We start from the raw sequence: 26804 nt of genomic DNA, 5'->3' as shown, positions 1-26804 counted from the left end.
TGACTATATAAATTGTTTTCATGACTTTATTTAGAGTTGATGCCAATAATCCATTTAAAGGGCCACACCAACAATCCAAAGCGTTTGAACATGGGGCCTCGTTATCACGGGCAAAAGCGGCCATGATTATGGTGCACGGCCGGGGTGCCACCGCCAAAGGTATGTTTCCGCTGGCCGATGCCTTTGCACAACCTGACTTTCATTATGTCGCTCCCCAAGCAGAAAATCGTACCTGGTATCCCTATTCTTTTCTGGAACCTAAAGAAAAGAACCAGCCGGGTATATCCAGTGGATTACAACTTCTGCATGATCAGCTGGAATCTGTTGTACAGGCTGGCATTCCCAAAGAGAAGATTATCTTGTTAGGTTTTTCTCAGGGTGCCTGTTTGGCAACCGAATTTGCCGCGCGTCATCCACAGAAGCTGGGCGGAATCGTGGCCTTTAGTGGCGGACTCATTGGTCCCCAGATTGATGAAACGAATTATACGGGTTCACTAGATCAATCACCGGTATTCATGGGGTGTAGCGACTATGATCCCCATATTCCTCAAGAACGGGTTGATGAAACCGAGGCCGTCTTTAAGAGGCTCAACGCCGCTGTCAACAAACAAATCTACAAAGGTATGGGCCATACGATCAACAAAGAGGAAATTAAAGAAGTCCGTGCTATAATGGCGGATCTTCTCAAAAACTAAATATGATCTATTATGCAAATTACAAGACTGTATACCGGCTCAGACAATGAATCGTATTTTGAGGAAATTGAAATAGAGCTTGATGATGCGGGCAATATCGGTCAACTTTCAGAAAAGGTAGAAGCTACCGGTATTATTTTCCGCCGCACGGGTCCTGATTATGATTATGACTGGCATAATGCACCCCAACGCCAGTATATCCTCATGCTGGATGGAGCTGTGGATGTCGAAATTGGCGATGGAACAGTAAGGCGTTTTTCAACCGGCGATATCTTACTTGCCGAAGACACCACCGGCCGGGGCCATAAAAGTAAAGCCGTTAATAATGAAGCACGTACTTCGGTTTTTGTAACATTGGATTAAGCAGCACCACGCCTTAAGAATAAATAGCAATCAAAAATAACCTTCATTTAAACGTATGGCAGATTCAGAAAAAAATCAGACTATCGAAATATTAGCGTTTGCCGGGAGCCTTCGCAAGGGATCTTTCAATAAAGCTGTACTACGAGCAGCAAAAGAGCTTGCTCCTGAAGCATTGAATATTAAAATCTTTGACCTTCAGGGCATTCCCCTTTACAATGCGGATGTGGAGGCCCAGGGTGACCCCGATCGAGTAGCTGAATTTAAAGAAGCAATTGACCAGGCGGATGGGCTCCTCATTGCAACACCCGAATATAATCATGGAGTGCCGGCAGTGACTAAAAATGCTATTGACTGGGCCTCCCGGCCTCCGAAGAAAGCACCCTTAAATGAAAAGCCTGTTGGCATTCTGGGCGCCTCTCCCGGCATGACGGGCTCGGCACGTGGACAGAGCCAGTTACGGCAGGCCTTTGAATTTACCAACTCCTACTGCATGCCACAGCCGGAAATCCTGGTCTACCGCGCCCACCAGAAGTTTGATGATGCCGGTAACTTAACTGACGAAGCTACCCGTAAATATCTGGGCAAATATTTGGAAGCGCTATCTGACTGGGTCCACAAATTTACCTAATAATAGTCCGACTGGCAGACCTGAGAGTAAAACATACCGATTTGCCCGGAAACAAAAACTTTTTGGGCAAATCAAGACCCACCTATTACTGACAATAATCCGACCTTGTACAATAATGTACAAATAGCTGAGGCACTACTCGTCAAGAGGTACTTTAGTTGGAGAGATGATAAGGAGCGATGCATAGCTGCATGATTTGGGCTCACTATTTGTTATAATATTTAAAATATGGGTTTTCGTAGCCTTGTGAGTAAGATGCTATTGGTTTTTCTGATTTTTTGGGTTTATAATAACAGAGTTATAAGAAATATAAATCTCCAATCCAATACTATTCCAAACAAGTGATACGAAAAAACTATTATAATCTCTTGATCAAAGGCGTTGCTTGTCTGTTCGTCCTGCTGGGTGCCATAGCTTGTAAAAGCTCTGATACCGCTCGGCAAAGTACATCTGCAGACAATCAATCCAGCCTTGAAGAATTGTACTGGGCTCGTCAAGACAGTGCCCGCATGGCGTTTACGAAGGCCGACGTTAAATTCATGACCGGCATGATTGCCCATCACGCCCAGGCGCTTATCATGTCTCGACTGGCCCCCACTAATGGAGCCAGCTCCAGTATACAGACGCTGGCCTCACGGATTATCAACTCCCAGAAAGACGAAATTGCAACTATGCAGCAGTGGTTACGTGTCCGGGACCAAGCGGTGCCACAAATCTCTTTTGATGGTCTTGATATGACGATTATGCTTGGCGGTGAGCCATTTACCAGCTACCGTAAAATGCGGGGCGTGCTTTCTCAGGCGCAGTTGGAAAAACTGGGACAAGCCCACGGTAAAGAATTTGATCGGCTGTTTCTGAAACAGATGATTGAGCACCATGCGGGAGCCGTCTTTATGGTTGAAAACCTTTTTGCTACTGATGGTGCGGCCCAGGGCGATGCGGCCTTCCGACTGGCAAGCAACATCCAGGTTGACCAGCGTACAGAGATAGACCGGATGCGACAAATGCTCAATCGACTTACCCAACAGGGATAACGGCAGGTTGAACGATCAGTATTCTTCTCGTTGTACCATGATGAACTTTTCAATCAGTTTATAACTACCAAACAACAACACTTCACTATTAATCCAGACAATCATACACATATGAAACTTATCGATAAATTAATGCCGCCGGCTCACCTTCCGGGAGTTGGCAGATACTGTCTTTGTCTAATGCTAATCACCGCCCTTTTTGGGGCCTATGCCTGTACCCCATCCAAAGTGGTGGATGAACAGTCAGGTACTTCAGCAACAGCGGTAAACGTTAAGCCTTTAAGTGAGGTCAATCCTCCCAGTCCTGACAAGCGGGTAGGCCTTAAAGCAGGACTTTTTGATGCCGAAGAAGCCATCTGGAATCTTGAAATGCTCTCCCAAAAACGACCACCGGAAGACTTTGTGGGAGTTACCAATTCTGACCTCGCTTTTAAAGATAATTATGCCATCCAGGGGAATTACAACGGTTTTATGGTATGGGATATCTCTCAACCTAAAACGCCAGAGCTTGTTGTTGACTTCCTCTGCCCTGCTTCCCAGAGTGATGTCTCCGTATACGGAGACCTGCTGTTTGTATCTGGTGAAGGACTCGGTGGACGTCTGGACTGTGGTACCGAAGGCGTTGAGCAGACTGTAAGTGATGATCGGCTGCGCGGTATCCGGATTTTTGATATCTCTAACATCAAGGAGCCTGAGTATATCTCTAATGTACAAACCTGCCGGGGCTCTCACACCCATTCCGTGCTGAAAGACCCTGAGGATGATGAAAACGTATATGTCTATGTGTCCGGTTCTGCTCCCGTTCGACCGAACGAAGAATTGCCCGGTTGCTCGGATGCCATGCCTGAAGAAGATCCCAACTCGGCGCTTTATCGTATTGAAGTAATCCAGGTTCCGCTCGATAATCCTGAAGATGCCCAAATCGTTAACTCACCCCGCATTTTTGAAGAGCTGGATCCTGCTCCTACTCACGGTATCTCTCCTGCCGACCGAGCTAAGCTGGAAGAAGCCCGCAAAGAAGGTGCTTTTATTGTCCATATCTTTGGACAAGACCGTATTCTGCCTGATCGCTATGTTACGCCCATGCTTCAAAATGTTGTTGAAGAACGGGGTGGCAGCGGAGAGCCAACAGCAGCTGACAGTGCAGCCTTACGCGAGCAACTTCCTGAAATTATGGCCGAAAGATTCGGCGGTGGTGAAGAGAATCCCATGGATAACCGTGGACCCAACCAGTGCCATGATATTACCTTGTATCCGGAGATTGGCTTAGCCGGTGGTGCTTGCGAGGGTTATGGACTGCTGCTGAACATCGAAGATCCGGCCAACCCCCGGCGTGTAGATGCCGTAGCCGATTCTAACTTTGCCTACTGGCACTCTGCGACCTTTAGCAATGACGGTGAGAAAGTACTTTTCACCGATGAGTGGGGCGGCGGCGGACAGCCTAAGTGCCGCGAAACTGATCCAATGGAATGGGGTGCTAATGCCATCTTTACTATTGGTGATGATGATAAAATGGACTTCAAGAGTTACTTCAAAATGCCGGCACCACAAACGGCCCAGGAAAACTGTGTGGCGCATAACGGATCGCTTATTCCTGTCCCGGACCGCGACATTATGGTCCAATCATGGTACCAGGGTGGTATTTCCGTTTTTGACTGGACTGATCCGGAAAACGCAATAGAAATTGCGTATCACGATCGTGGTCCCGTTGATGCTAACAGCATGCAGATGGGCGGAAGCTGGTCGGTCTACTGGTATAACGGTGTGATTGTGAATTCCGAAATTGCCCGTGGACTTGATATCTTTGAGCTGAAACCCAGCCCCTATCTCACCGAAAATGAAATCGCTGCTGCAAAAACTGTAACATTCGAGCAGCTTAATCCACAGGGACAGCCCAAGTATGATTGGCCAACAACCTTCGTGCTTGCTAAGGCCTATGTTGATCAGCTGGATCGCGGTAAAGGATTATCTTCCGAACATATTGCCATGGCCCGGACTCAACTGGCTATAGCTGAACAGGCTTCCGGCAATGAGCAAGACGAAATTCTAACTTCTTTAGCTGATGAAGTAGAAAGCCAGGCTTCTGGTTCCAGTCAGAGTGAGAAAGTAGAAAAGCTGGTCACTACCGTACGTAACCTGGCGAGCATGTAACGCCTCCTTGCGTACTTCTTCATATTTCTACAAGGTATGGCTCCGTTAAACATTAGCGGGGCCATTTTTTATTTTGCCCTCCTTTTTGAACATCAGAAATACTTCTCTTCCCTTCAATAAGCACGCTTTTTAATCAATTATACTTACTATTATTTAATAAATTTAATAACATAGTAAACCGTATATACTATGAAATACATTGGGAATTAAAATTACATAAACCACCTATTAATAAATATGTATCAGGAGAAAATATTATTACTATTTATAATTTTATTTTTGTGCCTCGCCTGTAATAAAGAAAAAGTCCAAACGCCTTCTGTTACCGCTACAGTCATTGACCACCAAGGCAATAGTCTATCAAATTTCAGCCTACAGTTAATTGATGCTGCTGAAACATGGACTGGTAAGCCTTTCGTAGCAAAAGTCAGTGACAATACGAATACTATTACTACGAATCTTCCAACAAATCGGCCTGTTGTGCTAAGATTTGGTGCACCTGGTTATCAACCATTATTTACCTTTCTGATGCCTGTTGACAAGGCCGTAAAAATGAAAGTTAAACTTGGTGCTCCAACTAAAATACCTAATTCCAAGCCCGTTCTGGTGGGTAACTTTAATAACTTTGATGCCCAATCAGGTAAACAAATGGTTCAAAAAAACGATGGAAGTTGGTCCACAGAAATAAGATCGACAACAGATACGCTCAATTATGCAATAAGCCACTATATATTTGGAGCAACTATTGCGGGTACACAGGGGAGCTACCGTTTTCAAAAAGAAAGTCGTGGTCCAGAAACTTCTTTTACAAATACGATCACACGTTCATCTGAGGATTCAACTTTTCATATACGATTTAATCCTAAAGCTTACCAAGCAATCTTCAACTCTGCAAAGCCTGAGATTTCTTTTATAAGCCAAATCCCGGCTAGTGTAGAAGGGATTGCAAAAATCTATACAGCTATGACAAAAAAATTCGCAGATGATATAACGTCTCGGTATTTGTCTAAGCTTGGCCAAAATGAAACAGAAGCTTCATCCCCTTCTTTCAAAGAAAAACTTGTATCTATTGAACAAGAGTATGATGAAACCGCTGTATCCCATGCCTCTGATATAGCTAAATTGAGAATATCAGGATCAGATGCAATGTCGGTACCTGAAGCTGAATCTCTTTTGCAGAGTATAGCCGCCGACTCTCCACTTTGGCTGATCCATTTTCCTGCCCTAACCTCTGCAGTAAATCGGGTAGGACTTAAGAATAGTTTTGAACCAATTTCCAGGATAGCCGAAGAAACTCCCTATAAAGATCTACAGGGTGAAGCTTTATTCAATCGCCTTCGCTATTATTATGAGCAAAAAGCCGAAGCGAAATGGTATGCCACTTTTACAGAGTTGGTTTCTAATCATCCCGACCACTTTCGAACACCATATGCTTACAAAAAGTATGCCCCTTCTCAACCAATCAGTAAAGGCAACCCTCTACCCTTTGACCATTTTAATGGTCTAACAGAGGATACAAGCATCAATTTATCCGATTTAGAAGAATCTTACCTTTTAATTGACTTTTGGGCTACATGGTGCGGACCTTGTATCAAATCTCTTCCAGAACTACAAAAGATTCACAATCAATTTTCTAATAAAGACTTTGCCATCGTAAGTATTTCTCTTGATGACAGTCCACAGGAGGTAATAAGATTCAAGAATAGTAAAATGGCGATGCCTTGGTACCATGCTTATCAAAAGAGGGGAAGTAAAAAAATACGAAAGATGGGTATTACAAGTATCCCTCATTACCTCTTGTTAGGTCCTGACCGAAATGTCATTATCAGTGATCAAACAAAGCTTAAAGGCGACAGCCTTGCTAAAACCCTAAGCAGATATTTATAAGAACTACGCTGAGTTATTAACTGCAGTTTAGGAATAAAGAAAGCAATCTAAGAATTGATAAAAATGCGGAGAGAGGGGGATTCGAACCCCCGGTACGCGCTAGACGCACACACGCTTTCCAAGCGTGCGCCTTCGACCGCTCGGCCACCTCTCCAAAGAAGAATCGCAAATATAGGCTAATTTTTATGCGATCGCAACGTTAATTCTTATTCAAAAATATTATTGAGCAAGGATAGGGTTCTGCAGCCACTAAAGAGGGTTAAAACCCAAAGGTGAAAATCTGGGTAGAATATGCCCATACCACCTCTCCATTACTACGAGCAGGTTTAAAGGTCCACTGCAACGCGGCATTGAGCGTAGCCTCCGTCAGTCCATAACCGATCGTTTGCACCATCTTATAATCACTGGAGTTGGGACTGTCGTACAACCGGATTTCTTTGATACTGGCCTCCTGCACTTTTCCCGCTTTATCTACCAGCATATTGACCGTAATTTCCGCCTTTATGTTAGCCTGCTGAGCGGCATCCGGCGTAGCGGGCTCTACAATACGGATTATGCGGGGTGGCTGCTGAGGATTTCCTGACACCGGTCCTTCCTCATCCCCCTGCTCGCCAATAACAGCCTCCGACAGTGGGTCCGGATTCTCTGAAAACTCAATGTTATTTATCTCTGTGATCTCCTCCTCAATAATCTCGTCAGTCGGTTCCGGTATGGGGGCCGTTGGCTTGGGGGGTGGTGGCGGACTGCTGGACTGACGGGTGATTACGGCATCCTCCAATGTCACAACATCCTCAGAGAAATCATTCTGGTTAAAGGAACCTCTTTCATTTGCCTGTACGGGCCAGAATTTAACAATAGCAATACACAGAAGCTGTGCTACCACAATAGACATCAGGATTCGAATCCGATAAGCCGACTTTTGCTGGTTGCTATATTTAGGGGTATCAGCCAAATGAACTCCAGGATTAACAGCGATTATGACGAATGTAATTCCTTTTCTATTAACGAAAAAGCCGTGTCTTTTAATTCAGTTACCGAATCATACTGCTCAGAATCGAGGGGATCTAAGACCGAAATTTTGAAATTCTGTCGTGGAGCTATTCTCCAACTTCCGGATGGCATGGCTTCTCCCCCCCCTTGTAGAACGATGGGCAGGATCTTAAAATTATACTTTTTAGCCAGTTTAAAAGCACCGTTTTTAAAAGGCTTAAGTTCACCCGTGCGGCTGCGAGTACCTTCGGGAAAAATCATGGCAGGAATACCGGCCTGGATGGGAGCAACCAAGTCATCAAGCTTCTTGGCAGACCGCATGCTTTTCCGGTCAATGCCAAGATGGCCGGTCATATAGATAATCCAACCCAAAATAGGGATATAAAACAGTCCTCTTTTGGATACCCACTTCATACTCCAGGGCAACAGGTATGAAAGCGGCAGGTCAAGGAAACTTTGGTGATTAGCAATAACGATGGTTGGCTGTGCAATTTTTTGTGGATTGGCCCCTTCAATTTCAATGTTCCAGCCTGGATTCACTTTTAGCATGATCCACCCCAGCCCCTGCAGGCTCTTGTTGGTAATCGTATTAAAACGATCAAAAAGAAACGTAAGCAGGTACAGTACCAAGACGATCCCGAAGAATCCAATGATACATATCGCCCAGTATATCCACAAAATGATACTGAAAAGCGTCTTCATCATTGATAACTATACGGACGTTTCTTGCAATACTTTTCGAATAAACCCATCATGCTCTTCCAGCTTCTGCCGAGCCTCCAACTGGCTAAACCCCGTCTGTGCCATCACTAAAGCTGTCTTAACGTGTCCCCCGGCCTTTTCCAACCAAGTACCCGCCTCTTCATAGCTGGCCCCGGTAAACATCATTACTATGCGTTTCGACCGTTCTTCCAGCTTCTGGTTGGATAGCTGAAGATCTACCATCACATTTTCGTACACTTTTCCTTTTCGAATCATGGCGCCGGTGGTGAGCATATTCAGCACCATCTTCTGGGCCGTGCCACTCTTCATCCGGGTACTGCCCATGATGGGTTCAGGGCCGACCGGTACGTCTATCATGACATCCACATCAATCGTAATCTGGTCGGCGGGGACGGTTGTGACAAAAATAGTATGGCATCCCAATTCCTTTGCTTCTTTGAGCGCTCCATGTACATAGGGTGTACGCCCACTGGCTGCTAATCCACACACAATATCATTGCTCGTCAAATTGGCTTCTTGCAGGGCTTCCCTTCCATTGGATTCATGATCTTCGGCCGATTCCTGTGACTCAAAGACGGCCTCCTTTCCACCGGCAATTAAACCAATTACCTGTCCAGGATCCGTTCCGAACGTCGGCGGACATTCGGAAGCATCGAGGATCCCCAACCGTCCGCTGGTGCCCGCACCAACATATATCAGACGCCCGCCCTTATCGAAGGCTTCTTTAATCAGATCAATGGCACGTGCAATTTCCGGCAACTTTTTTTCTACCTCAAGTGCTACTTTTTGATCTTCGGCATTAATCAGGCGGGCAATTTCAAGCGGATCAGCGAGATCGATTTGCTGGGTAGAAGCGTTGCGCTGTTCGGTATCAAGTTCTTTAAGCTGGCTAAATAAACGTTGGTTTTTATTCTCCACAAAGGTCAGGATTTAGTAAAAATTATGCAACGATAAGTTAGTAAAAAGACCGCTTAGTTTGTACCTATTCTTCCAAGATGAGTATGCTTAAAAGAATCCGGATATTTGAGCCCAAATCCGAAGATACGATCTAATGCGGCATGCCCCAATAGAATAACTCCTGTTAATTCCAATAAGGAGATAGCGGCAAAGTAGCCGGCGAGATAGATCACAACGGCTATCCCCATGTGATGAAATAAATTATAAATTGATGCTCCAATTTTTGGATTCAGCAGATAGCCTATCATTCCTATATCCGGAAGCAAGATAAGTAGCGGGAACCACCACCAACTGAAGTCAGTGAGCGAAAATAAAAAAATAGAAAAACAGAATATACCAACTTCTTCCAGCCGTAGTAACGTTCTCATAGAAAAAAGTTTTATACCAATTATTAATACATAAAAGAATAGTCCTTTTCACAATATGCAGCAGAATACATAAAGTTATGGTGAATATCCGCTGGCTTTTAGCTTGCTACCTCCACATAACAAAGCCAATGCATGCACTTTTCCCCGATCCAAATGAGCTAACAATCAGGGAGGTTATTGGCGGCGTTTCCACCAGGCTGAGTTGGAATTATAGGCCTCACCCTTTTTATCAGAGCTGACGGAAGAATCCGTCCCCTTCCGTTTTGTGAGCTTCAAAAGAGCAGCGGCCAGAGCTTGCACTTCCGTATCTGCCTTCTGATAACTATCCAATACTTCCGGACCAAAGTGATCCGGCACAAAGTGGGTGTCATACTGGGCTTTTTGAAAAGCATGATGCCCAAGCACATAGCTACAGAAAGGAATGGTCGTACGACATCCCGCAATCTCATACTCATCCAGTGCCCGAAGCATACGCCTGATAGCATGCCCGCGGTCCTGTCCATAAGCACAAAGTTTGGATATCATCGGATCATAGTTGATGGTCACTGCCTGTCCCTCCTCAACGCCGGAATCTACACGTATGCCATTGCCCGAGGGAATGCGGTGCTTGGTGAGCGTACCGGTACTGGGCAAGAAGTTATCGCGTGGATCTTCCGCATAAATGCGGCACTCGATGGCATGACCTTCAGTCTCAACGTCTTCTTGCTTAATAACGAGCTCTTGGCCCTCTGCCACCTGTATTTGCAGTGCCACTAAATCTAACCCCGTAATGAGCTCTGTCACCGGATGTTCTACCTGCAGCCGGGTATTCATCTCAAGGAAATAAAAATTGCGATCTGCATCCACGAGAAATTCTATGGTGCCTACGCCTACATAATCGACCGCCCTTGCAGCCGATATCGCGGCCTCAGCCATTTCTGAACGCAGCTCCTGGGTTAAAATAGCACAGGGGGCTTCTTCTATCACTTTCTGATGGCGACGCTGAATGGAACACTCGCGGTCAAAGATATGTAACACATGGCCATGCCGGTCAGCCACAATTTGAAACTCTACATGTCGCGGTTCCACCAAGTATTTTTCAATATAGACCCGGTCATCACCGAAGGCACTCCGGGCTTCCGATTTCGCTGCTTTAATACCCGATTCAAACCCTTCTTCGGTATCCACGATACGCATACCTTTTCCACCGCCGCCAGCCGCTGCTTTTACCAGCACGGGATAACCGATATCGCTGGCTATAGCTTTGGCCTCCTGAATATCAGACAGCTCCTTCTTTGTTCCCGGTGGAAATGGAACCTCAGCCTTGCTCATCAGTTCGCGGGCGGCCGTTTTATCGCCCATAGTTCGAATGGCATGAGGATCAGGCCCGATAAAAATGATTCCCTCCTCCTTGCAGCGTTGCGAGAAATCAGCGTTCTCTGACAGGAAGCCGTAGCCCGGATGGATGGCATCGGCTCTGGTCTGATGGGCCGCCTCAATAATTTTATCGATGACCAAATAGCTTTCTGAAGAGGCAGCCGGACCAATATGTACTGATTCATCTGCCTGCAGCACATGGGGAGCTTCAGCATCGGGCGTAGAATAGACGGCTACTGTTTGTTTGCCGAGCTCTTTACAGGTTCTGATGACCCGAAGGGCTATTTCACCGCGGTTGGCAATCAAAATTTTGGATATATCAGGCATGAAACTGGATTAAATGATATGTGTTTTTAGCATTTGCTGCCACTGGCTCCACTCATCCCTGCTATCCATATCCCAGATATCCAGTTTATGCTCAATAAACTTCATACGGAACACATTGCTCAACCGACGGCTATAATCCATACGCGGATCGTTGTGATAACTCACTAATCTAAAATCGATATCACGTATGTTATTTAAAATCGGCTGACGACTAAGATTAGGGATAAAATCCATCGGATTATTGTAATAGACATCATCTTCGTAATAGCCATTCATAAACTTTTTGATGTCATAAATACCGCTCAGCCCGATGGCTTTATCAAATTCTGCGGGATGCTTGAGTGCTGTATTTATTGCGTGATAACCTCCCAAATCGGTGCCGGCGATAATCAAATAATCAATAGGGTTCTGATCTTTAATGTAGGATACGACTTCATCTACCAAATACGATTCGTACTGCTGATGACGAACCAGACGCTGGCTTGGAGAAGCATCTTCATTTAGAAAGCTTTCACTATCTACGGAAGACACGCAATAAAGTTGGTTAAACCCATTTTCAATTTGATAAGAAATAGCATCTACCATGCCGAACTCTTCCCATTGTCCACAAGATGCTCCTCTTGTTGGAATACCAATAATGGGCGTTCCTGAGGATCCGTAAACTTTTAGAGTCAAATCTTTCCCAAGACTGGGGCTTCGCCAGTTGTGAGTATTTATTTCCATCATATATCCCCTACAATTAAATAGTATCTCTTAGAAGGCTTTACAAAGCCCAACTGTCATCCTGAACGAAGTTGAAGGACCTCCCCTTAGAAGCTTTTGTATTGTTTGGAGACTCTTCGGAAAGCTCAGAGTGACAAATTCTATGGTTTTGCAAAGCCTTCTCTTATTTAATATAAGAATATAATAGATAGATTGCTTTAGTGTAAGCCTGGAATTATCGGAGCCTATCTATTTAACTGTCAGGTGGTTGCTATCTTTGTGCGATAAAAGACCTGAGGTATGATCGACAGTTTCTCTGTAGTATTGAGATACGCTCGTATATCAAACACATTGTAATTATTCTGCTCTATCTTATCCAATATTCGGCTGTAATTGTGCCGTGCCAGGTACACGGGCAGACGGCTATCTGCAGAAAGCATTCCAATGCCTTTATCGGAGCGCACATAATAACGGCGGGCTCGGTCTATCTGAAAGGCCAGCAGCTCTTTTACGGCCTCTGTGCGTGCATGGTTAAACAAATCACTTTCTGAGACTCCGAACTTTCGAAGATCTTCCTGTGGAAGATAAATCCTGTCTTTTTGCAGATCTTCTCCCACATCGCGTAAAATGTTGGTCAACTGCATGGCAATCCCCAGATCTATAGCATAGCCAAGCGCCTCTTTGGATTCATAGCCAAAGACCTGGCTGGTCATTAAGCCCACAATAGAGGCGACCTTGAAGGAGTAGTCATAGACTTCATCAAATGACTCATATCGGTTTTTGTACAAATCCATACAGACGCCCTCCATCAGTTCAAAGGGCATTTCAATGGGAATATGATACCTGCGCAATACATCCGAGAAAGCAAAGAGAATGGGATTATCGAATGATCTTCCTTCATACGTATCCTTCAGCTTCTGTTTCCAACGGTTAAGTTTTAACCGAATATCCTGATGGTTCAGCTGCTGTTGTTCAACCAAATCTTCTGCTTCATCCACTAAATCATCCACATACCTACAGAGACTATATATGGCAAAAATACCCCGCTGCTTATGATTGGGCAGAAATCGAGTAGCCATATAGAAGGTTTTCGCATGTTTGCGGGTAATGGCTCTGCACTGAGCGTAGGCGTCTTTTAGCTGCTGATCATCAAGCTCTTCAATAACCGACCGATGAAATGAGGTCCGCTGGTAGAGTGGCTTAATAAAAGCATACGGTATGCGCAGAAAATCATTCATACATCATTTTTAATTAACTGATCCATATAATCAATGTAATAAAAGAGGGGATTAGTTCCCGAGTGATAAATTTTTAATAATTAACATTTATCTTACGGTTTAAATCGCAAGATAGATTTCTATTCTTCTAAACTTTTTTCGATTTTCTAATCGATCATTAATTTAAGTAAACTCTTGCTACTGTGGATAATTCTCCGATCAATAACCGAGTTCTCAACAATTGCATAACACGAACCGATGTGCCCGGAACCGAACCTCCCTACAGAGGAAAAGTCCGTGATGTATATTCACTTAATGAGCACACCTTGGGTATTGTAGCCAGTGATCGTATTTCTGCCTTTGATCACATTATGAAGCAAGCAATTCCGTATAAAGGACAGATTCTAAACCAGCTTGCTGCCTTTGCCTTCGAGAAGGTAGATGATCTTGTCGATACCCATATCATTGATGTGCCCCACCCCAATGTAACCATCGCCAAAAAATGCGATCCCGTTCCCATTGAGGTCGTTATCCGTGCTTGTCTTACAGGTCATGCGGCACGGGTCTATAAATCGGGCGAGCGTACGCTTTGTGGCGTAGCATTACCGAATGGCATGGTAGAGAACCAGAAATTTGATGAACCGATTCTAACACCTGCTACGAAAGCAGAAGAAGGCCATGATGAAGATATTTCGGAGAAAGAAATTCTCGAACGGGGCATTGTTGATTCTGAGGTGTGGGAAGAGATCCGTTCTAAAGCCTTTCAAGTATTCCAACGGGGACAGGAAGTGGCTCAAAAACAGGGCCTTATTTTAGTAGACACGAAATACGAGTTTGGGTTACACCAGGGAGAAGTAACGTTAATTGATGAGGCTCACACAGCGGACTCTTCTCGATACTTTTATGCCGATGGTTATGAAAAACGATTAAAGGAAGGAAAACCACAAAAGCAACTCTCCAAAGAATTCCTGCGCGAGTGGCTGATGGAGCACGGATTTCAAGGCAAGAAGGGACAGACCCTGCCCGATCTTCCGGACGCATTCCGTACCAAGGTATACAATCGATACGCAGAGCTTTTTGCCCAGCTAACCGGCCAGTCTTTTGAACCTACCCCGGTTGATACCGACAGTTTTGATCAACAGATCAAAGAAATATTTAACCAATATCAGTAGCTGTAATTGAAGACGATAGCTTTTCCTTTATTGAGGGGTTATTAGTAAAGCGACGGGCCAAGCGAGATAATGCCTTTTTGCCCATTATTGCTTTACGGGCAAAGTTATCTTCTTTCTCATTATTGGCAAGATACTCTTCAAAAGATTGGCGCTCGCCGTCATCTAAATTTCCATCTATGTAATCAGTCAGAAATTCGGAGAGAACTTCATCACGATCAAATTCGGTAATATCCATAATGAAATGATATGAGGGTAATAAATGAGTTAACAAGTTCATCTATTACCCTCTTACGGACTTACGCAGAAATTGTTCCCGGATAAACGTGATCTTCTAAAAGTTCTTGCAGATGTGCCCGTCCCCTGTTGATACGAGACTTCACCGTGCCCATCGGAAGATCAGCTATTTCAGAAATCTCTTCGTAGGTAAGTTGTTGGATATCACGAAGAACGACAACCTCACGGAAGTCTTCGCTGAGTTCCATAAGAGCCTTTTCCAGCTCATCCATGCACATTTTTTCGTGCAGAGAATCATCCGGAAGGATATTGCTATCTTCTAATTCCATGGGACGATCTTCCGAATCATCGGGATCTTTGTGAATGGTTACCGTAGTCATTCTTTTCTTCTTTTTATATAAGCTTTTCGCCAGGTTAATGGCGATAGTATACATCCAGGTAGAAAATTTTGCGATGCGTTCATACGAATGACGGCTGCGGAAGACTCTAAAAAAAGTTTCCTGGACTAAATCTTCGCAGTCCTTGTGATTATGGGTATAACGATAAAGAAAATTGTGCAGGCGATCGGTATATCGCTCCACTAAAAGATTAAAAGCTTGCTCGTAACCAGATTGAAAATGCTCCATTAAATCTTCATCAGATAACTGCTGAAGTTTAGCTCTGGATAAAGCTTCCATATAAGACCCCAATTAATTTGTTGCAAATGATTATTAAAACTCACTAACAACGACTGAATAAATCAGTTGATGATTCTTTTGATCATCAAGAGAAGTATCGTGGAGGGGTTCATTTTGGAAAAGCCTTTCGCTGCGCGATCGGCATCCAACAGTGTTTCAAAGATTCGTGGCATCTCCGAGAGCTTAAACCTCGAAGCGTCTTTCCACAGTTTGTTAAAGTACCAGCTATTACTGATACCCAGTGTATTCTGAACTTGTTTTTTCGAATTACCCTGTGCGGATAGACGCTGGATTTGCCAGATATTTGAAAACACATTGTAAAAGAACCCCACGGAACGAATAATTTCTCCCGTGTTCGCTTTAGAGTGTTGCAACATCTGTTCCGCAATAAACAGGGCCTTATCCAGGTTTCGCTCAAAAAGGGCATCTTTTAGCTCAAACACCGAATATTCACGATAAAGGCCGATTATTTTTTTTATATCGCTCTCTTTGATGGTATCAGAAGTGTCTACAAAAGTACACACTTTATCTATTTCAGTAGACAGTAGCTGTAGACTATTACCTACAAATTGGGCCAGCATTTGGGCCGCCGGCGGCTGAATAGTCTTATTATGATGCTTTTTCGCCCAACTGATAATCCAATCGGGCAGTCGATAATCCGGGACTTCCTCAAATTCATGGAAACCAACATGGCTGCTCTTTTTGAATGCCTTGCCTATCTTGGATCGCCCCGAAGGTTTCTTGGTGTCTATACAAACAAATAGTGTGGTCGGGTTGGGATTATCCAGGTATGGGAGCAGATCGTTAACCTTGCCACCGTAGCCATCGGCATACTCATTCAACTTCTTAAAGTCGCGCAAAATCACCACCCGCTGTTCCGCCATCATCGGATAGCTGCGAATAATGGAAAGCAACTTCTCGGGCGAGATATCTCTCCCATAAAGCAGATCATAGTTAAAATCTTTCTGATCCTCAGGGACCAGTGATTCCACAACCTGCTGTAGCTTATCCAGAAAGAACTCCTCCTCCCCATAAAAAAAGTATACGGGCTTCCGCTCCTCCGAACGTAATTCGCTCAGAAGCTGAGAATAGAGTTCTATGCTGGTATTTTTAGCCACTTGGTTATTAGGTATTTGTTAATGGTTATCAGGCAAAAACCCAATAACCAATAACGATTAACAAATCACTACGGAGTAAGTCGTCCCATCATGCGGGGGAAAGGAATGGTCTCTCGCACGTGATCGAGCCCACAAAGCCAGGCAACAGTACGCTCCAAACCCAGTCCAAAACCGGAGTGAGGCACCGATCCGTACTGTCGCAGATCCAAGTACCACTGGAAAACATCTTCCGGAAGATCATGCTCATGTAATCGTTCTTTGAGCGTTTCAAGATCTGCCTCCCGCTCGCTTCCCCCGATAATTTCGCCATAGCCCTCGGGGGCCAACATATCTACGGCCAGCGCCAGCTTTTCATCCTCGGGATCCCGTTTCATATAAAAAGCTTTGATCTCGGCCGGGAAACGATGGACCAGGATGGGCGTATCGTACTGCATGGTGAGCAGGGTTTCGTCGCTTCCACCAAAGTCTTCGCCCCATTCAAAATTGAGGGCTGACTCTCTCCAATCGGGGATATTTCGGAGATCTTCCTCAATCTGATCGATGCGCGCTCCAATATCTTTGATCCGCTGATCAATCTGGGCTTTCCGCCATTTCTTGGCTTGCCCGCGTTCCTTCTTGATCTCTTCTCGCTCCTCCCGAAGTTCTTTCTTTTCCTGCTTTCGATCGTCCACCATCTGATCAAGCATCGCTGCCATCTCATCACTGCGCAACGTTTCGACGGCTTCGGTATATGAAATGCGTGGGAACTCTTCTGAAACTGTTTTTTCGAGCTTTGTGGTATCTCGCTCCAGGATCTCCAGTTCTTTTTCGCAGCGATCCAGCACGCTCTTAATCACGAACTTGATAAAATTTTCGGCCAAATTCATGTTCATCACCAAATCATAAAAGGCCATCTCCGGCTCAATCATCCAGAATTCCGTTAAATGCCGGCGTGTTTTGCTTTTCTCGGCCCGAAAGGTCGGTCCAAAGGTGTAAATAAGTCCATGGGCCATGGCCATTGCCTCGCCGTATAACTGACCTGATTGCGTCAAATAAGCCTGATCATCAAAATATTCCGTTTCAAAAAGATTGGTTGTTCCCTCTGCGGCATTGCCTGTAAAGATAGGAGCATCCATCTGTACAAATCCACGCTCCTGGTAAAAAGTATGAATGGCATAAATGATAGCATTACGAACGCGCATGGCCGCCCATTGGCGCTGGCTACGTAACCAGAGATGACGATTTTCCATCAGGAAATCGACCCCGTGCTCTTTGGGTGTAATAGGATAATCCTCAGCTACCTGCAGCACTTCCAACTTACTTACCTGCAACTCATACCCGCCAACACTGCGCTCATCTTCTACCACTGTACCCGTTATAACCACAGAACTTTCCTGACGTAACGATTCCGCTGCTTCCCAGCTCTCCTCAGACACGCCGTCTTTGGCAACTACACACTGACACAGGCCTGAACCATCACGAAGTTCCAGGAAATAAAGGTTTTTACTGCTTCGAAAATTATAGATCCAGCCTTTTAGGGTTACTTCTTGATCTTCATGATCTGCAAGATTCCTGATATAAACCATTTAAAGCGTCTTTTTTATTGTTTTGATCGGTTGTCTTCCAAACCCGAAATCCGGATTAGGTATATAAAGAAAAAGTGTACCCAAGGATAGCAGTTATTGCAAATACAATCAAAGAAATTGCCGGGGATATTTGGACCGTTATCCGAAAGAGATATTTGATCACTGGCGTTGATTATTTTATCCCAAAAACAGCGGTTTATTTCTTTCAATTGCCATTCATAGTTGGTAATCTTGGGACTATCTGAAAATAGTAAATAGCAAGTGTTACAAAGCGGTATGAAAGACGGGAAATTACGACGAAAAATTTTACATGATGGCTCCGGCCAACTCACTTATGAAATTCGTGAGATTGTTAACCTGGCCCACCAATTTAAAGAGCTGGGGCTCCCTATTGTTTGGGAAAACATTGGTGATCCTATAGAAAAGGGAGAAAAAATTGCCGACTGGATTAAGGAAATCATCATCCAACTGGTGGAAGATGACAGCTCCTACAGTTACAGCAGCACGCAGGGAAACCTGCAGACGCGGGAATTTCTGGCAGAGCTGGTTAATAAACGCGGGGGCTGCCAGATAACAGCAGATGAGATTATCTTTTTTAATGGTCTTGGCGATGCCGTCGGCAAAGTATTCGGATACCTAAAAAAGGAAGCACGGGTCATCGGTCCCTCTCCCGCCTATTCTACCCATTCATCCGCTGAGGCGGCTCACTCAGGATATAAGCATTTAACATATAACCTGGATCCGGATAACAACTGGATGCCTGATATCGAAGATCTCCGCAAGAAGGTAAAGTATAACGACTCTATAGCGGGACTACTGCTGATCAACCCTGATAATCCTACAGGAGCCGTCTACCCAAGAGCCATTCTGGAAGAGATGGTAAGTATTGCCCGGAAACATCGCCTGTTTATTATCTGCGACGAAATTTATGCCAACATTATATATAATGGATCCGACACTGCTTCCTTGAGTGAAGTTATTGGGGATGTGCCCGGCATTGCACTTCGGGGCATCTCTAAAGAGTATCCCTGGCCCGGTGGACGCTGTGGATGGATGGAAGTGTTCAATCAGGATAAGTATCCTGCTTTTAAAACGTATATCGAAACTCTCATTAACGCTAAAATGCTGGAGGTCAGCTCTACCAACCTGCCACAGCTGTCCATTCCACTGGTGATGGGAGATCCACGCTATGAGCAGCATCTCGAAAGCCGAAAGCAGCTTTTTGCAAAACGAGCAGCAGAAGCTGAGCAAATTTTCTCGGCGGTGGAAGGGATCCAGGTGGTTAAACCTCAGGGGGCATTCTATATGACCGTGCTTTTTGAAGAAGGGACACTCCACGAATACCAGCAATTGCCGGTTGAAAATTCAGAAATTCATTCCTTACTATCTGAGAACATCCAGAATATCGCCCTTGACAAACGCTTTGTATACTACCTGCTGGCCTCTACCGGCATCTGCGTTGTACCTCTTACGGGTTTTGCCAGCGAAAAATATGGCTTCCGTATTACTCTTTTAGAAACGGATGACGAAAAGAGACGGCAGATCTGGGAACGTATTGCTAAAGCAATTAAAACTTATCTTGCCTCATAATATACTTTATTTATACCTGACCGAATTTCGTATTAGTTATCGCTACTGCTGAATGTGTATCTAATATAGAGACCTGTACATGATATCAGGATTTATATAGACTAATCTGACTAATTACTCCCACAAAGGCTCGGTATTTATGAGGGTTATTAAAAGACTTGTTTTGATTAGTACTTTAGCTCTTACCTTACAAGGCTGCTTCTCTTCCGATAATACCAATTCGATTGTTGACCCTGTTAATTGTACAGGAGTATTTGTTACAAGCTCCATTGTTGTTCTTAATCCGGCCGGAACCCCTCTCGACTCAGTGAAGATCACAGTGCAAAATAAAAACAGTAACCGCTACTATGATCTTTGTGAAAACGAAACCTGCTATACTAATCAACAAGGTGCCGCTGCGATTATGAACGATGCGTTCCGTGACCACCTAAAAGAAGAGGGAGGCGAAATAATAGTAACAGGCTCAAAAGATAATCTGTCGTTTGAAGAAGAATTTGAATTTAAGCCTGGCGTGTGCCACATCCAGAAAGTAGCAGGCCCCGACACTGTTACTCTAAGCTCGAATTCATCCCCTTCAATTAGTTATTAAACATTGCCAGGTAAATTGACAGTCACTGGCAAGTATCACCTACCTTTTTACATTAATACTTAGTGTAATTTTCTCCTGCCTAATTAATGCACAAGAATTACTCCCAGTAATTAGCTAACCCAAAATACATTGCCAAAAGTTGGATGACGAGCATCGCTCTATCAGCCTAATAACACACTCTCCTTTTTCTATAAAGGCCCTCCGAAATTCCTGTAAAACTTAAAAAAGAAGACATTATTTAATAAAAGCTTCCCCAAAACTTATTTATTTAATCAAATAAATATCACCCTTATCCCATTTAAGCTATTTTTTACGATGAAAAATCCCTTAAATACACAAATCCTTAATTATTTAGGTGAAATTTACCTAAAAATTTAAGTATAAATCATTTTTTGACATTTATTTATAAAAATCATATACACCTATGTTTTTAATGATTTTTAAATAATTTCCTTACTTTTTTACTACAAATTACATATAAATATAATTATTTAAGTTGTTTGTTTAGCCGACACAAAATACATTAGTGCTGTTCAACAAAGAGTAAAAGTTTTAAGGCTCTTTAGAATATTAACCTAAATTTAATAACGGGGTTACCCAAATGACTAAATATTGCATTATCACTTTAGCATTTCTCTTAACGGGAGCGACAAGTGCATTCGCAATTGATTCTGCAGCAATTCAGGATGCTGCTGCAACACAAACCAACCTTAATTATGTGTGGACGATGCTTGCGGCCATTCTGGTTTTCTTCATGCAGGCTGGCTTTGCACTACTGGAAACCGGCTTCACCCGGTCTAAAAATGCAGTTAACATCATTATGAAGAATTTCCTTGATGTGGGTGCAGGTGGACTCGCTTTCTTTGTAGTCGGTTTCGGACTCATGTTTGGAACCACTGCTGGTGGCTGGATTGGTACTGACGGTTTTTTCCTTTCTGGCATTGAAGGTCAGGAGCAAACCTGGACATGGGCTTTCTTCCTCTTCCAGGCTGTATTTGCAGCTACCGCAGCAACCATTGTATCAGGAGCGGTTGCAGAACGGACCAAATTTACCGGCTACCTGATCTTTTCCATTGCTATCACTGCCGTAATCTATCCTATTTTCGGATCTTGGGCATGGGGTAGTTTATTTAACGGTGACGGCTGGTTAGAAGGACTGGGCTTTATTGATTTTGCCGGTTCTACAGTGGTACACTCCATTGGTGGATGGGCGGCATTAGCAGGAGCATTGGTCGTTGGCCCTCGTGTAGGTAAATATGATGATGAAGGAAATCCCAGACATATTCCCGGGCACAGCCTCCCCCTTGCTGCTTTGGGTGTCTTTATTCTGTGGTTTGGATGGTTTGGATTTAATGCCGGTTCCACAACAACTGGTAATACAAGCATTGCTTTAATTGCCATGAATACGTTCTTAGCTGCCGGTGCTGGAGCTACCGCAGCGATGGTACTCACATGGTTACAATTTGGCAAACCCGATGCCCCTATGACTCTTAACGGAGTGCTTGGTGGCCTGGTAGCCATTACGGCCGGTTGTGCAAACCTTACACCGGGTATGGCTATAATTGCAGGCGCTATTGCCGGTATCATTGTTGTCTATGCTACCGAGGGTATTGATAAATTCGTTGATGACCCTGTTGGGGCTATTGCAGTGCACGGTGTCTGTGGAGCATGGGGTACCCTTGCGGCCGGACTTTTCGATGCTACAAATGGCTTGTTCGGGACCGGAGCTTTTGATCCCTCAATCATCGGCGTGCAGCTTATTGGAATTGGCGCTGCTTTCCTCTGGACCTTCCCTATAAGCTATGCCCTGTTTAGTTTCATAAGCAGCACCGTTGGACTCCGTGTAAATGGTCAGCTTGAAGCAAAAGGCCTTGACCTGCACGAGCATGATAATCGAGCTTATCCTGAATTTGTAGGAACGGACGAATTTATCCCGGGCGAGGTTTAATCTCCACTACTCTATCTATAAAAAGGCTGACGGAAAAACTTTAGGGTGAACTCCGTCAGCCTAATAATCACTCAAAACACCCTTTAACAGAATTTTCCAAACACTATATTATTAAAACCATGAGTAAATCATATAAGAAAAAATTGTTACAATACTTTTTTATTTCTTCTTTTATAGCCCTATTGGCTTGCTCCTTTTCCCCCCAGACTGCGAATGCCCAGGAAGTAACAGTCACTCCGGGTGTTGATCTCTACAGTACGTATGTATGGCGTGGTGTCGCCTACTCCGGTCCCTCCATTCAACCCTATGTAGAACTGGGTGCTGGCGGCTTTGCCTTAGGTGCCTGGGGCTCGCAGGGCATTGACGGTTCATTTACTGATGGATCCACCGGATTCCAGGAAATGGATTTGTATGCGAGCTATAGTTTCGATTTTGGTTTGAGTCTTGGAGTAACCGATTATTACTATCCTGGAACACTCTATTTCGAGGAAGACAGCCACGCCTTTGAGCTGAATGGTGGTTATACGATTGGCAACCTTTCCCTCTCGGCCAACTATATTTTTGCAGGCGGTGGTTCCGTAGGTGACGATGTTTATTTTGAGGCAGGTTATTCTGCCGGACCTGCAAGCCTCTTTATAGGCGGTGGTGACGGATGGCACGTTAACACTCCTGAAGACGGCTTCCAAATCGTCAATATCGGAGTTGGAACCAGTAAGGAAATTCCCATTACGGATGATTTCTCTTTACCCGTAAGCGGATCTGTGATCCTCAATCCTGATACAGAACAGCTGTATATCCTGGCAGGTATTTCATTATAAACACAACTATCAAAATCAAAGAGGGCTAACATAACCTCCTCAATACAGCATTAGTTACGCTACTTGAGCTGCTACTTACATATAGAATCCATAGGCTTCCGTCCCTGCAACTGTTACGTTGGCAGGGGCGGAAGTTTTTTATGCCCCCCCCTACTAACCTACCCTTCCGGTGTTAGCACAGCCTCCGAAAATATTTCTCCTTGAAAGAAGTTTTGGGCAAAGTGCTGCACTTCATCCGACTGTACACCATCAATGTTTTCGATGAGCTCATCAAGTGTTATGTATCGATTAAAGTAGATTTCACTCTTGGCCAGGCGCCTCATCCGGCTGCTCATGCTCTCCAGCGACAGCAAGAGCTTTCCTTTAAGTTGGGATTTGGCCTCAAAAAGCTCCTTCTCCGGTATAGGTTCTTCTTTAAGCTTATCCAACTCTTTCTGAATCAGGTCGCGAACATGCTCAACATATTCTTCATCCGTTCCCACATAAATGCCGTACATACCCGTATCCTTATACGACTGGTTGAAAGAGGTAATGGTATAGCAGTAGCCATATTGTTCACGCACGTTTTGGTGAAGTCGTGAACTCATCCCTCCTCCTAATACGGTATTTGCCAACAGAAGCTGATATTTATCATCATGATCATAATCAAGACCACGACGCCCCATGATAAGATGGGTTTGTTCTATAGGCCTGGACAGTTTAATTTTCTTGGTTTCATAATCCGTCAGCGTTTGGTCCAGCTCTTTTAACGGCTTGGATTCAATCTCTGCAAATACTTCAGATACAAGCTCAACAACCTGATCGTGATCTACATTTCCGGCTACAGCAACTAACAGGTTGGAAGGCTGATATCGATCAGTCATGTACTGATAAAGATCTTCTCGGCTGAAAGCTGAAACCGATTCCTCGTGTCCCAATGTGGATCGCCCCAAAGGGTGACCATTAAAAAGATGTGCACTAAACTCCTCCAAAAGGTAATCTTTGGGACTATCGCGATACATCTTCATCTCTTCGATGACCACATTTTTCTCTTTCTGAATTTCATCTTCCGGGAACGAAGGGTTCAGTACCATATCCGAAAGAACATCCAGTGCCCGGCTCAGATTGGTATTTAAACATCGGGAAAAGTAACAGGTATATTCCGATGAGGTAAAGGCATTCAAATACCCCCCCACAGACTCCATGCTCATGGCAATATCGTAGGATGACTTTGTCTCCGTACCCTTAAAAAGCATGTGTTCCAAAAAATGTGTAACACCGGATTGTTTTTCCGTTTCGTTGCGACTACCTGTTTTCGCCCAGATTCCCACCGCAACACTTTTGACGCTTTCTACATGTTCTGTAACAATCTTAAGTCCATTATCCAGAATGGTCTTTTCTACGGAATTTTGTTCTTGAAAATGTTGGTTCATTATCCAGAAATACAAATTAGGTTGAACAATAAAAACGCCACCCCGGATTATGAGATGGCGCTTTATCTAATAATAGGTTAAAAGAAAAGATAGTAAGTGACGCTATTCTTCTCCATCTTTAGGAAGCAAAGCCTTACGGGAAAGGCGGAGTTTGCCTCCGTGTTCTACTTTCAGCAATTTCACATCCAGTTCATCTCCTACAGATAACACATCACTCACATTTTTAACGTGACTGTGATTGATTTCTGAGACGTGGAGCAGACCATCCTTACCAGGTACAATCTCAACAAAAGCGCCGTAATCCTTAATCGCTTTTACCGTACCGTGGTATGTCGCTCCTTCTTCGAGGTGACCTACGATGCCTTCAATGCGTTTCTTCGCTTCTTCCGCTTTGGAAAGCGCATCAGCGGTAATGGTAATTTTACCCTTGCTCCGCTCTTCGTCTTCCTCGACCCAAATCTCAGTATCTGTTTCTTTCTGAAGCGTTTGAATCACTTTTCCGCCTGGCCCAATAACGGATCCGATGTCATCAGCATCAATTTCCATATTGATAAACTGAGGTGCAAATTCAGAAATCTGATCTTTAGGCTCAGAGATTGATTCGGTCATCTTATCCAGAATGTGCAGACGTCCTTTCCGAGCTTGCTCCAGAGCTTCCTCAAGCTTCTCGAATGAAATACCACTTACTTTCATATCCATCTGGCAAGCGGTAATACCGTCTTTACTTCCAGCCGTTTTGAAGTCCATGTCTCCCATGAAATCTTCTTCGCCGCGTATATCGGAAAGTACCACGGATTCCTCTTCACCGACGATCATGCCCATTGCGATTCCCGCAACTGGCTTCTCAAGCGGTACACCGGCATCCATAAGGGCCATGGAACCGCCACAAACGGAAGCCATGGAAGAAGAACCGTTGGATTCGGTAATATCAGAGATAACACGGATTACGTAGCCAAACTCATCGAACGATGGCATCAATTTGCCAATTGAGCGCTCGGCCAAATGACCGTGCCCTATTTCACGACGACCAGGTCCACGCATGAAACCCGCTTCACCCACGCTGTAATTGGGGAAGTTATAGTGTAGAAAGAAAGTTTTATCTTCTTCTTTAAGTAGCGTATCTACGGCCTGTGCATCTTGTTTGGTTCCAAGCGTAACAGAGACCAAGGCCTGTGTTTCACCCCGGGTAAATATCGCAGAACCGTGCGTTCGAGCGAGGTAGTCTACCTGTGTCCAGATATCACGAATGTCTTCCGGAGAACGGCCATCAATACGACGTTTCTCTTTAAGGATCAGATTCCTCAGCTCGTTCTTCTCAATTTTGCTGAAAATATCTTTAATAGCTCCTTCTTGATCTTCATACTCTTCCTGTGCCGTAAGTTCTTCAATAACGGCCTCTTTTACTTCACCAAGCTTTTCGCTATAGTCTTCTTTGCCAAGACCAATGCGTGCGACTTCCCGAACTTTTTCTTCTGCCAGTTCGTGAACCTTAGCCTTAAGATCTTCGTCCACAGGCTCAGGGGTAAATTCTCTTTTGGGCTTACCAAACTCTTCGCGCAGTTCTTCCTGAAATACGCACAGCTTTTTAATAGCCTCATGACCGGCTTTGATCGCATCCAGCATTTCCACTTCTGTAATCTCATCCATATCGCCTTCCATCATCAGGACGCTCTCTTCCGTACCCCCGATAATCATGTCGATATCGCTGGCTTCCATCTCACTAAGCGTAGGATTGATAACAAACTCCCCTTCTACACGACCTACGCGAACTTCGGCAATAGGTCCGGCAAATGGAACATCAGAAATGTGAAGTGCTGCAGACGCGCCAACACCACCTAAAACGTCACCGTTATGCTCTCCATCGGAAGAAAGGACAGAACAGATGATTTGTGTATCAAATCGGTAGCCATCAGGGAAAAGTGGACGTAAGCTGCGGTCAATCAGACGGCTGGAAAGTACTTCTTTATCATTGGGACGACCTTCCCGCTTGATGAAACCACCGGGAAACTTACCTCCCGCGGAAAAGCTTTCACGCAGGTCAACAGTTAAAGGGAAAAAAGGTTTGTCAGTAGGCTCTTTGGAACTAACAGCCGTACAAAGAACCATGGTATCACCCATGCGTACTACAACGGCACCATCAGCCTGCTTGGCAATTCGACCGGTTTCTATCGATATTGTTTTACCCGGTGCAAATTCAACACTTCTAAAGTCTTCTTTCATTATAATATCTATTCAATTCAAATTTTTTACGAACTATAGCAGCTGACAAACAGGTGTAATCAG

24 protein-coding genes and 1 tRNA gene are annotated in these 26804 nt (G+C 44.4%); 11 read left to right on the top strand and 14 right to left on the bottom strand.

What is annotated here, in order from left to right:
• The first annotated feature begins 20 nt into the window (after positions 1-20).
• From J6I44_RS18905 to J6I44_RS18880, 6 genes are all read left to right on the top strand, one after another.
• Positions 21-695 (top strand): alpha/beta hydrolase, encoded by a 675-nt coding sequence (locus tag J6I44_RS18905; RefSeq protein WP_265767770.1) that lies wholly within the window; start codon positions 21-23, stop codon positions 693-695.
• Positions 696-707: 12 nt separating this feature from the next.
• Positions 708-1058: a cupin domain-containing protein gene (locus tag J6I44_RS18900; RefSeq protein ID WP_265767769.1), complete on the top strand. Its 351-nt coding sequence runs from the start codon at positions 708-710 to the stop codon at positions 1056-1058.
• 55 nt (positions 1059-1113) lie between these two features.
• A complete protein-coding gene (locus J6I44_RS18895) occupies positions 1114-1686 on the top strand; it encodes an NADPH-dependent FMN reductase (protein ID WP_265767768.1) in 573 nt (190 codons plus the stop codon).
• A gap of 341 nt (positions 1687-2027) precedes the next feature.
• Positions 2028-2720, top strand: coding sequence for a DUF305 domain-containing protein (locus J6I44_RS18890; protein WP_265767767.1), 693 nt, complete (start codon positions 2028-2030; stop codon positions 2718-2720).
• 111 nt (positions 2721-2831) lie between these two features.
• Complete coding sequence (locus J6I44_RS18885) at positions 2832-4871, top strand: LVIVD repeat-containing protein (protein WP_265767765.1); 2040 nt, start codon at positions 2832-2834, stop codon at positions 4869-4871.
• A 237-nt stretch (positions 4872-5108) separates the two neighbouring features.
• On the top strand, positions 5109-6758 hold the full coding sequence (locus J6I44_RS18880; RefSeq protein WP_265767764.1) for a TlpA family protein disulfide reductase: 1650 nt from the start codon (positions 5109-5111) through the stop codon (positions 6756-6758).
• Positions 6759-6824: 66 nt separating this feature from the next.
• Here the strand turns inward: J6I44_RS18880 and J6I44_RS18875 are convergent.
• From J6I44_RS18875 to J6I44_RS18840, 8 genes are all read right to left on the bottom strand, one after another.
• Positions 6825-6912 (bottom strand) — tRNA-Ser (locus J6I44_RS18875).
• A 105-nt stretch (positions 6913-7017) separates the two neighbouring features.
• The gene (locus J6I44_RS18870; RefSeq protein WP_265767763.1) at positions 7018-7710 is read right to left on the bottom strand and encodes an energy transducer TonB; all 693 of its coding nucleotides are present in this window, start codon (positions 7708-7710) and stop codon (positions 7018-7020) included.
• Between the two features lie 23 nt (positions 7711-7733).
• A complete protein-coding gene (locus J6I44_RS18865) occupies positions 7734-8453 on the bottom strand; it encodes a 1-acyl-sn-glycerol-3-phosphate acyltransferase (protein WP_265767762.1) in 720 nt (239 codons plus the stop codon).
• A gap of 6 nt (positions 8454-8459) precedes the next feature.
• The gene (gene murQ / locus J6I44_RS18860; RefSeq protein ID WP_265767761.1) at positions 8460-9389 is read right to left on the bottom strand and encodes an N-acetylmuramic acid 6-phosphate etherase; all 930 of its coding nucleotides are present in this window, start codon (positions 9387-9389) and stop codon (positions 8460-8462) included.
• Between the two features lie 53 nt (positions 9390-9442).
• Complete coding sequence (locus J6I44_RS18855) at positions 9443-9796, bottom strand: DUF4260 domain-containing protein (RefSeq protein ID WP_265767760.1); 354 nt, start codon at positions 9794-9796, stop codon at positions 9443-9445.
• 174 nt (positions 9797-9970) lie between these two features.
• Complete coding sequence (locus tag J6I44_RS18850) at positions 9971-11479, bottom strand: acetyl-CoA carboxylase biotin carboxylase subunit (RefSeq protein WP_265767759.1); 1509 nt, start codon at positions 11477-11479, stop codon at positions 9971-9973.
• A gap of 9 nt (positions 11480-11488) precedes the next feature.
• Positions 11489-12205 (bottom strand): esterase family protein, encoded by a 717-nt coding sequence (locus J6I44_RS18845; protein ID WP_265767758.1) that lies wholly within the window; start codon positions 12203-12205, stop codon positions 11489-11491.
• A gap of 236 nt (positions 12206-12441) precedes the next feature.
• Complete coding sequence (locus tag J6I44_RS18840; RefSeq protein ID WP_265767757.1) at positions 12442-13419, bottom strand: phytoene/squalene synthase family protein; 978 nt, start codon at positions 13417-13419, stop codon at positions 12442-12444.
• 182 nt (positions 13420-13601) lie between these two features.
• Here J6I44_RS18840 and J6I44_RS18835 point away from each other — a divergent pair, with 182 nt between their 5' ends.
• Positions 13602-14570, top strand: a complete 969-nt coding sequence (locus J6I44_RS18835; RefSeq protein ID WP_265767756.1) for a phosphoribosylaminoimidazolesuccinocarboxamide synthase — start codon at positions 13602-13604, stop codon at positions 14568-14570.
• Here J6I44_RS18835 and J6I44_RS18830 read toward each other — a convergent pair.
• The 4 genes from J6I44_RS18830 to J6I44_RS18815 all read right to left on the bottom strand — a co-directional run bounded on the left by J6I44_RS18830 (position 14554) and on the right by J6I44_RS18815 (position 18164).
• Positions 14554-14805 (bottom strand): anti-sigma factor, encoded by a 252-nt coding sequence (locus J6I44_RS18830; protein ID WP_265767755.1) that lies wholly within the window; start codon positions 14803-14805, stop codon positions 14554-14556. The genes J6I44_RS18835 and J6I44_RS18830 overlap by 17 nt on opposite strands.
• 61 nt (positions 14806-14866) lie before the next feature.
• On the bottom strand, positions 14867-15481 hold the full coding sequence (locus J6I44_RS18825) for a sigma-70 family RNA polymerase sigma factor (protein WP_265767754.1): 615 nt from the start codon (positions 15479-15481) through the stop codon (positions 14867-14869).
• Between the two features lie 62 nt (positions 15482-15543).
• Positions 15544-16599 (bottom strand): DNA polymerase III subunit delta, encoded by a 1056-nt coding sequence (gene holA, locus J6I44_RS18820; protein WP_265767753.1) that lies wholly within the window; start codon positions 16597-16599, stop codon positions 15544-15546.
• A gap of 68 nt (positions 16600-16667) precedes the next feature.
• Positions 16668-18164 carry an asparagine--tRNA ligase gene (locus J6I44_RS18815; RefSeq protein WP_265767752.1) on the bottom strand — a complete coding sequence of 499 codons (1497 nt, stop codon included), beginning with the start codon at positions 18162-18164 and terminating at the stop codon, positions 16668-16670.
• Between the two features lie 276 nt (positions 18165-18440).
• Between J6I44_RS18815 and J6I44_RS18810 the strand changes: the two genes are divergently transcribed.
• From J6I44_RS18810 to J6I44_RS18795, 4 genes are all read left to right on the top strand, one after another.
• Positions 18441-19754, top strand: coding sequence for a pyridoxal phosphate-dependent aminotransferase (locus tag J6I44_RS18810; protein ID WP_265767751.1), 1314 nt, complete (start codon positions 18441-18443; stop codon positions 19752-19754).
• 139 nt (positions 19755-19893) lie between these two features.
• Positions 19894-20343 (top strand): hypothetical protein, encoded by a 450-nt coding sequence (locus J6I44_RS18805; RefSeq protein ID WP_265767749.1) that lies wholly within the window; start codon positions 19894-19896, stop codon positions 20341-20343.
• A 601-nt stretch (positions 20344-20944) separates the two neighbouring features.
• Positions 20945-22291: an ammonium transporter gene (locus tag J6I44_RS18800; RefSeq protein ID WP_265767748.1), complete on the top strand. Its 1347-nt coding sequence runs from the start codon at positions 20945-20947 to the stop codon at positions 22289-22291.
• Between the two features lie 119 nt (positions 22292-22410).
• Entirely contained in the window at positions 22411-23109 is a 699-nt protein-coding gene (locus J6I44_RS18795; RefSeq protein ID WP_265767747.1) for a TorF family putative porin, read from the top strand.
• A gap of 158 nt (positions 23110-23267) precedes the next feature.
• Here J6I44_RS18795 and J6I44_RS18790 read toward each other — a convergent pair whose 3' ends face one another.
• Complete coding sequence (locus J6I44_RS18790; RefSeq protein ID WP_265767746.1) at positions 23268-24521, bottom strand: M16 family metallopeptidase; 1254 nt, start codon at positions 24519-24521, stop codon at positions 23268-23270.
• A 102-nt stretch (positions 24522-24623) separates the two neighbouring features.
• Positions 24624-26741 carry a polyribonucleotide nucleotidyltransferase gene (gene pnp, locus J6I44_RS18785; RefSeq protein WP_265767745.1) on the bottom strand — a complete coding sequence of 706 codons (2118 nt, stop codon included), beginning with the start codon at positions 26739-26741 and terminating at the stop codon, positions 24624-24626.
• Between the last annotated feature and the right edge of the window lie 63 nt (positions 26742-26804).

The sequence above is a fragment of the Fodinibius salsisoli genome, assembly GCF_026229185.1.
GTDB lineage: Bacteria > Bacteroidota > Rhodothermia > Balneolales > Balneolaceae > Fodinibius > Fodinibius salsisoli.
Note: the sequence above shows the minus strand (reverse complement) of the source record. Positions and strands in the feature narration are given on the sequence as shown.

What these genes read in the sequence shown, in the direction of transcription:
- J6I44_RS18905 (WP_265767770.1), top strand. Translation starts at nt 21, where the DNA reads ATGACTTTATTTAGAGTTGATGCCAATAATCCATTTAAAGGGCCACAC.
- J6I44_RS18900 (WP_265767769.1), top strand. Translation starts at nt 708, where the DNA reads ATGCAAATTACAAGACTGTATACCGGCTCAGACAATGAATCGTATTTT.
- J6I44_RS18895 (WP_265767768.1), top strand. Translation starts at nt 1,114, where the DNA reads ATGGCAGATTCAGAAAAAAATCAGACTATCGAAATATTAGCGTTTGCC.
- J6I44_RS18885 (WP_265767765.1), top strand. Translation starts at nt 2,832, where the DNA reads ATGAAACTTATCGATAAATTAATGCCGCCGGCTCACCTTCCGGGAGTT.
- J6I44_RS18880 (WP_265767764.1), top strand. Translation starts at nt 5,109, where the DNA reads ATGTATCAGGAGAAAATATTATTACTATTTATAATTTTATTTTTGTGC.
- J6I44_RS18865 (WP_265767762.1), bottom strand. Translation starts at nt 8,453, where the DNA reads ATGATGAAGACGCTTTTCAGTATCATTTTGTGGATATACTGGGCGATA.
- J6I44_RS18855 (WP_265767760.1), bottom strand. Translation starts at nt 9,796, where the DNA reads ATGAGAACGTTACTACGGCTGGAAGAAGTTGGTATATTCTGTTTTTCT.
- J6I44_RS18850 (WP_265767759.1), bottom strand. Translation starts at nt 11,479, where the DNA reads ATGCCTGATATATCCAAAATTTTGATTGCCAACCGCGGTGAAATAGCC.
- J6I44_RS18845 (WP_265767758.1), bottom strand. Translation starts at nt 12,205, where the DNA reads ATGATGGAAATAAATACTCACAACTGGCGAAGCCCCAGTCTTGGGAAA.
- J6I44_RS18840 (WP_265767757.1), bottom strand. Translation starts at nt 13,419, where the DNA reads ATGAATGATTTTCTGCGCATACCGTATGCTTTTATTAAGCCACTCTAC.
- J6I44_RS18830 (WP_265767755.1), bottom strand. Translation starts at nt 14,805, where the DNA reads ATGGATATTACCGAATTTGATCGTGATGAAGTTCTCTCCGAATTTCTG.
- J6I44_RS18825 (WP_265767754.1), bottom strand. Translation starts at nt 15,481, where the DNA reads ATGGAAGCTTTATCCAGAGCTAAACTTCAGCAGTTATCTGATGAAGAT.
- J6I44_RS18815 (WP_265767752.1), bottom strand. Translation starts at nt 18,164, where the DNA reads ATGGTTTATATCAGGAATCTTGCAGATCATGAAGATCAAGAAGTAACC.
- J6I44_RS18810 (WP_265767751.1), top strand. Translation starts at nt 18,441, where the DNA reads ATGAAAGACGGGAAATTACGACGAAAAATTTTACATGATGGCTCCGGC.
- J6I44_RS18805 (WP_265767749.1), top strand. Translation starts at nt 19,894, where the DNA reads ATGAGGGTTATTAAAAGACTTGTTTTGATTAGTACTTTAGCTCTTACC.
- J6I44_RS18800 (WP_265767748.1), top strand. Translation starts at nt 20,945, where the DNA reads ATGACTAAATATTGCATTATCACTTTAGCATTTCTCTTAACGGGAGCG.
- J6I44_RS18795 (WP_265767747.1), top strand. Translation starts at nt 22,411, where the DNA reads ATGAGTAAATCATATAAGAAAAAATTGTTACAATACTTTTTTATTTCT.
- J6I44_RS18790 (WP_265767746.1), bottom strand. Translation starts at nt 24,521, where the DNA reads ATGAACCAACATTTTCAAGAACAAAATTCCGTAGAAAAGACCATTCTG.
- pnp (WP_265767745.1), bottom strand. Translation starts at nt 26,741, where the DNA reads ATGAAAGAAGACTTTAGAAGTGTTGAATTTGCACCGGGTAAAACAATA.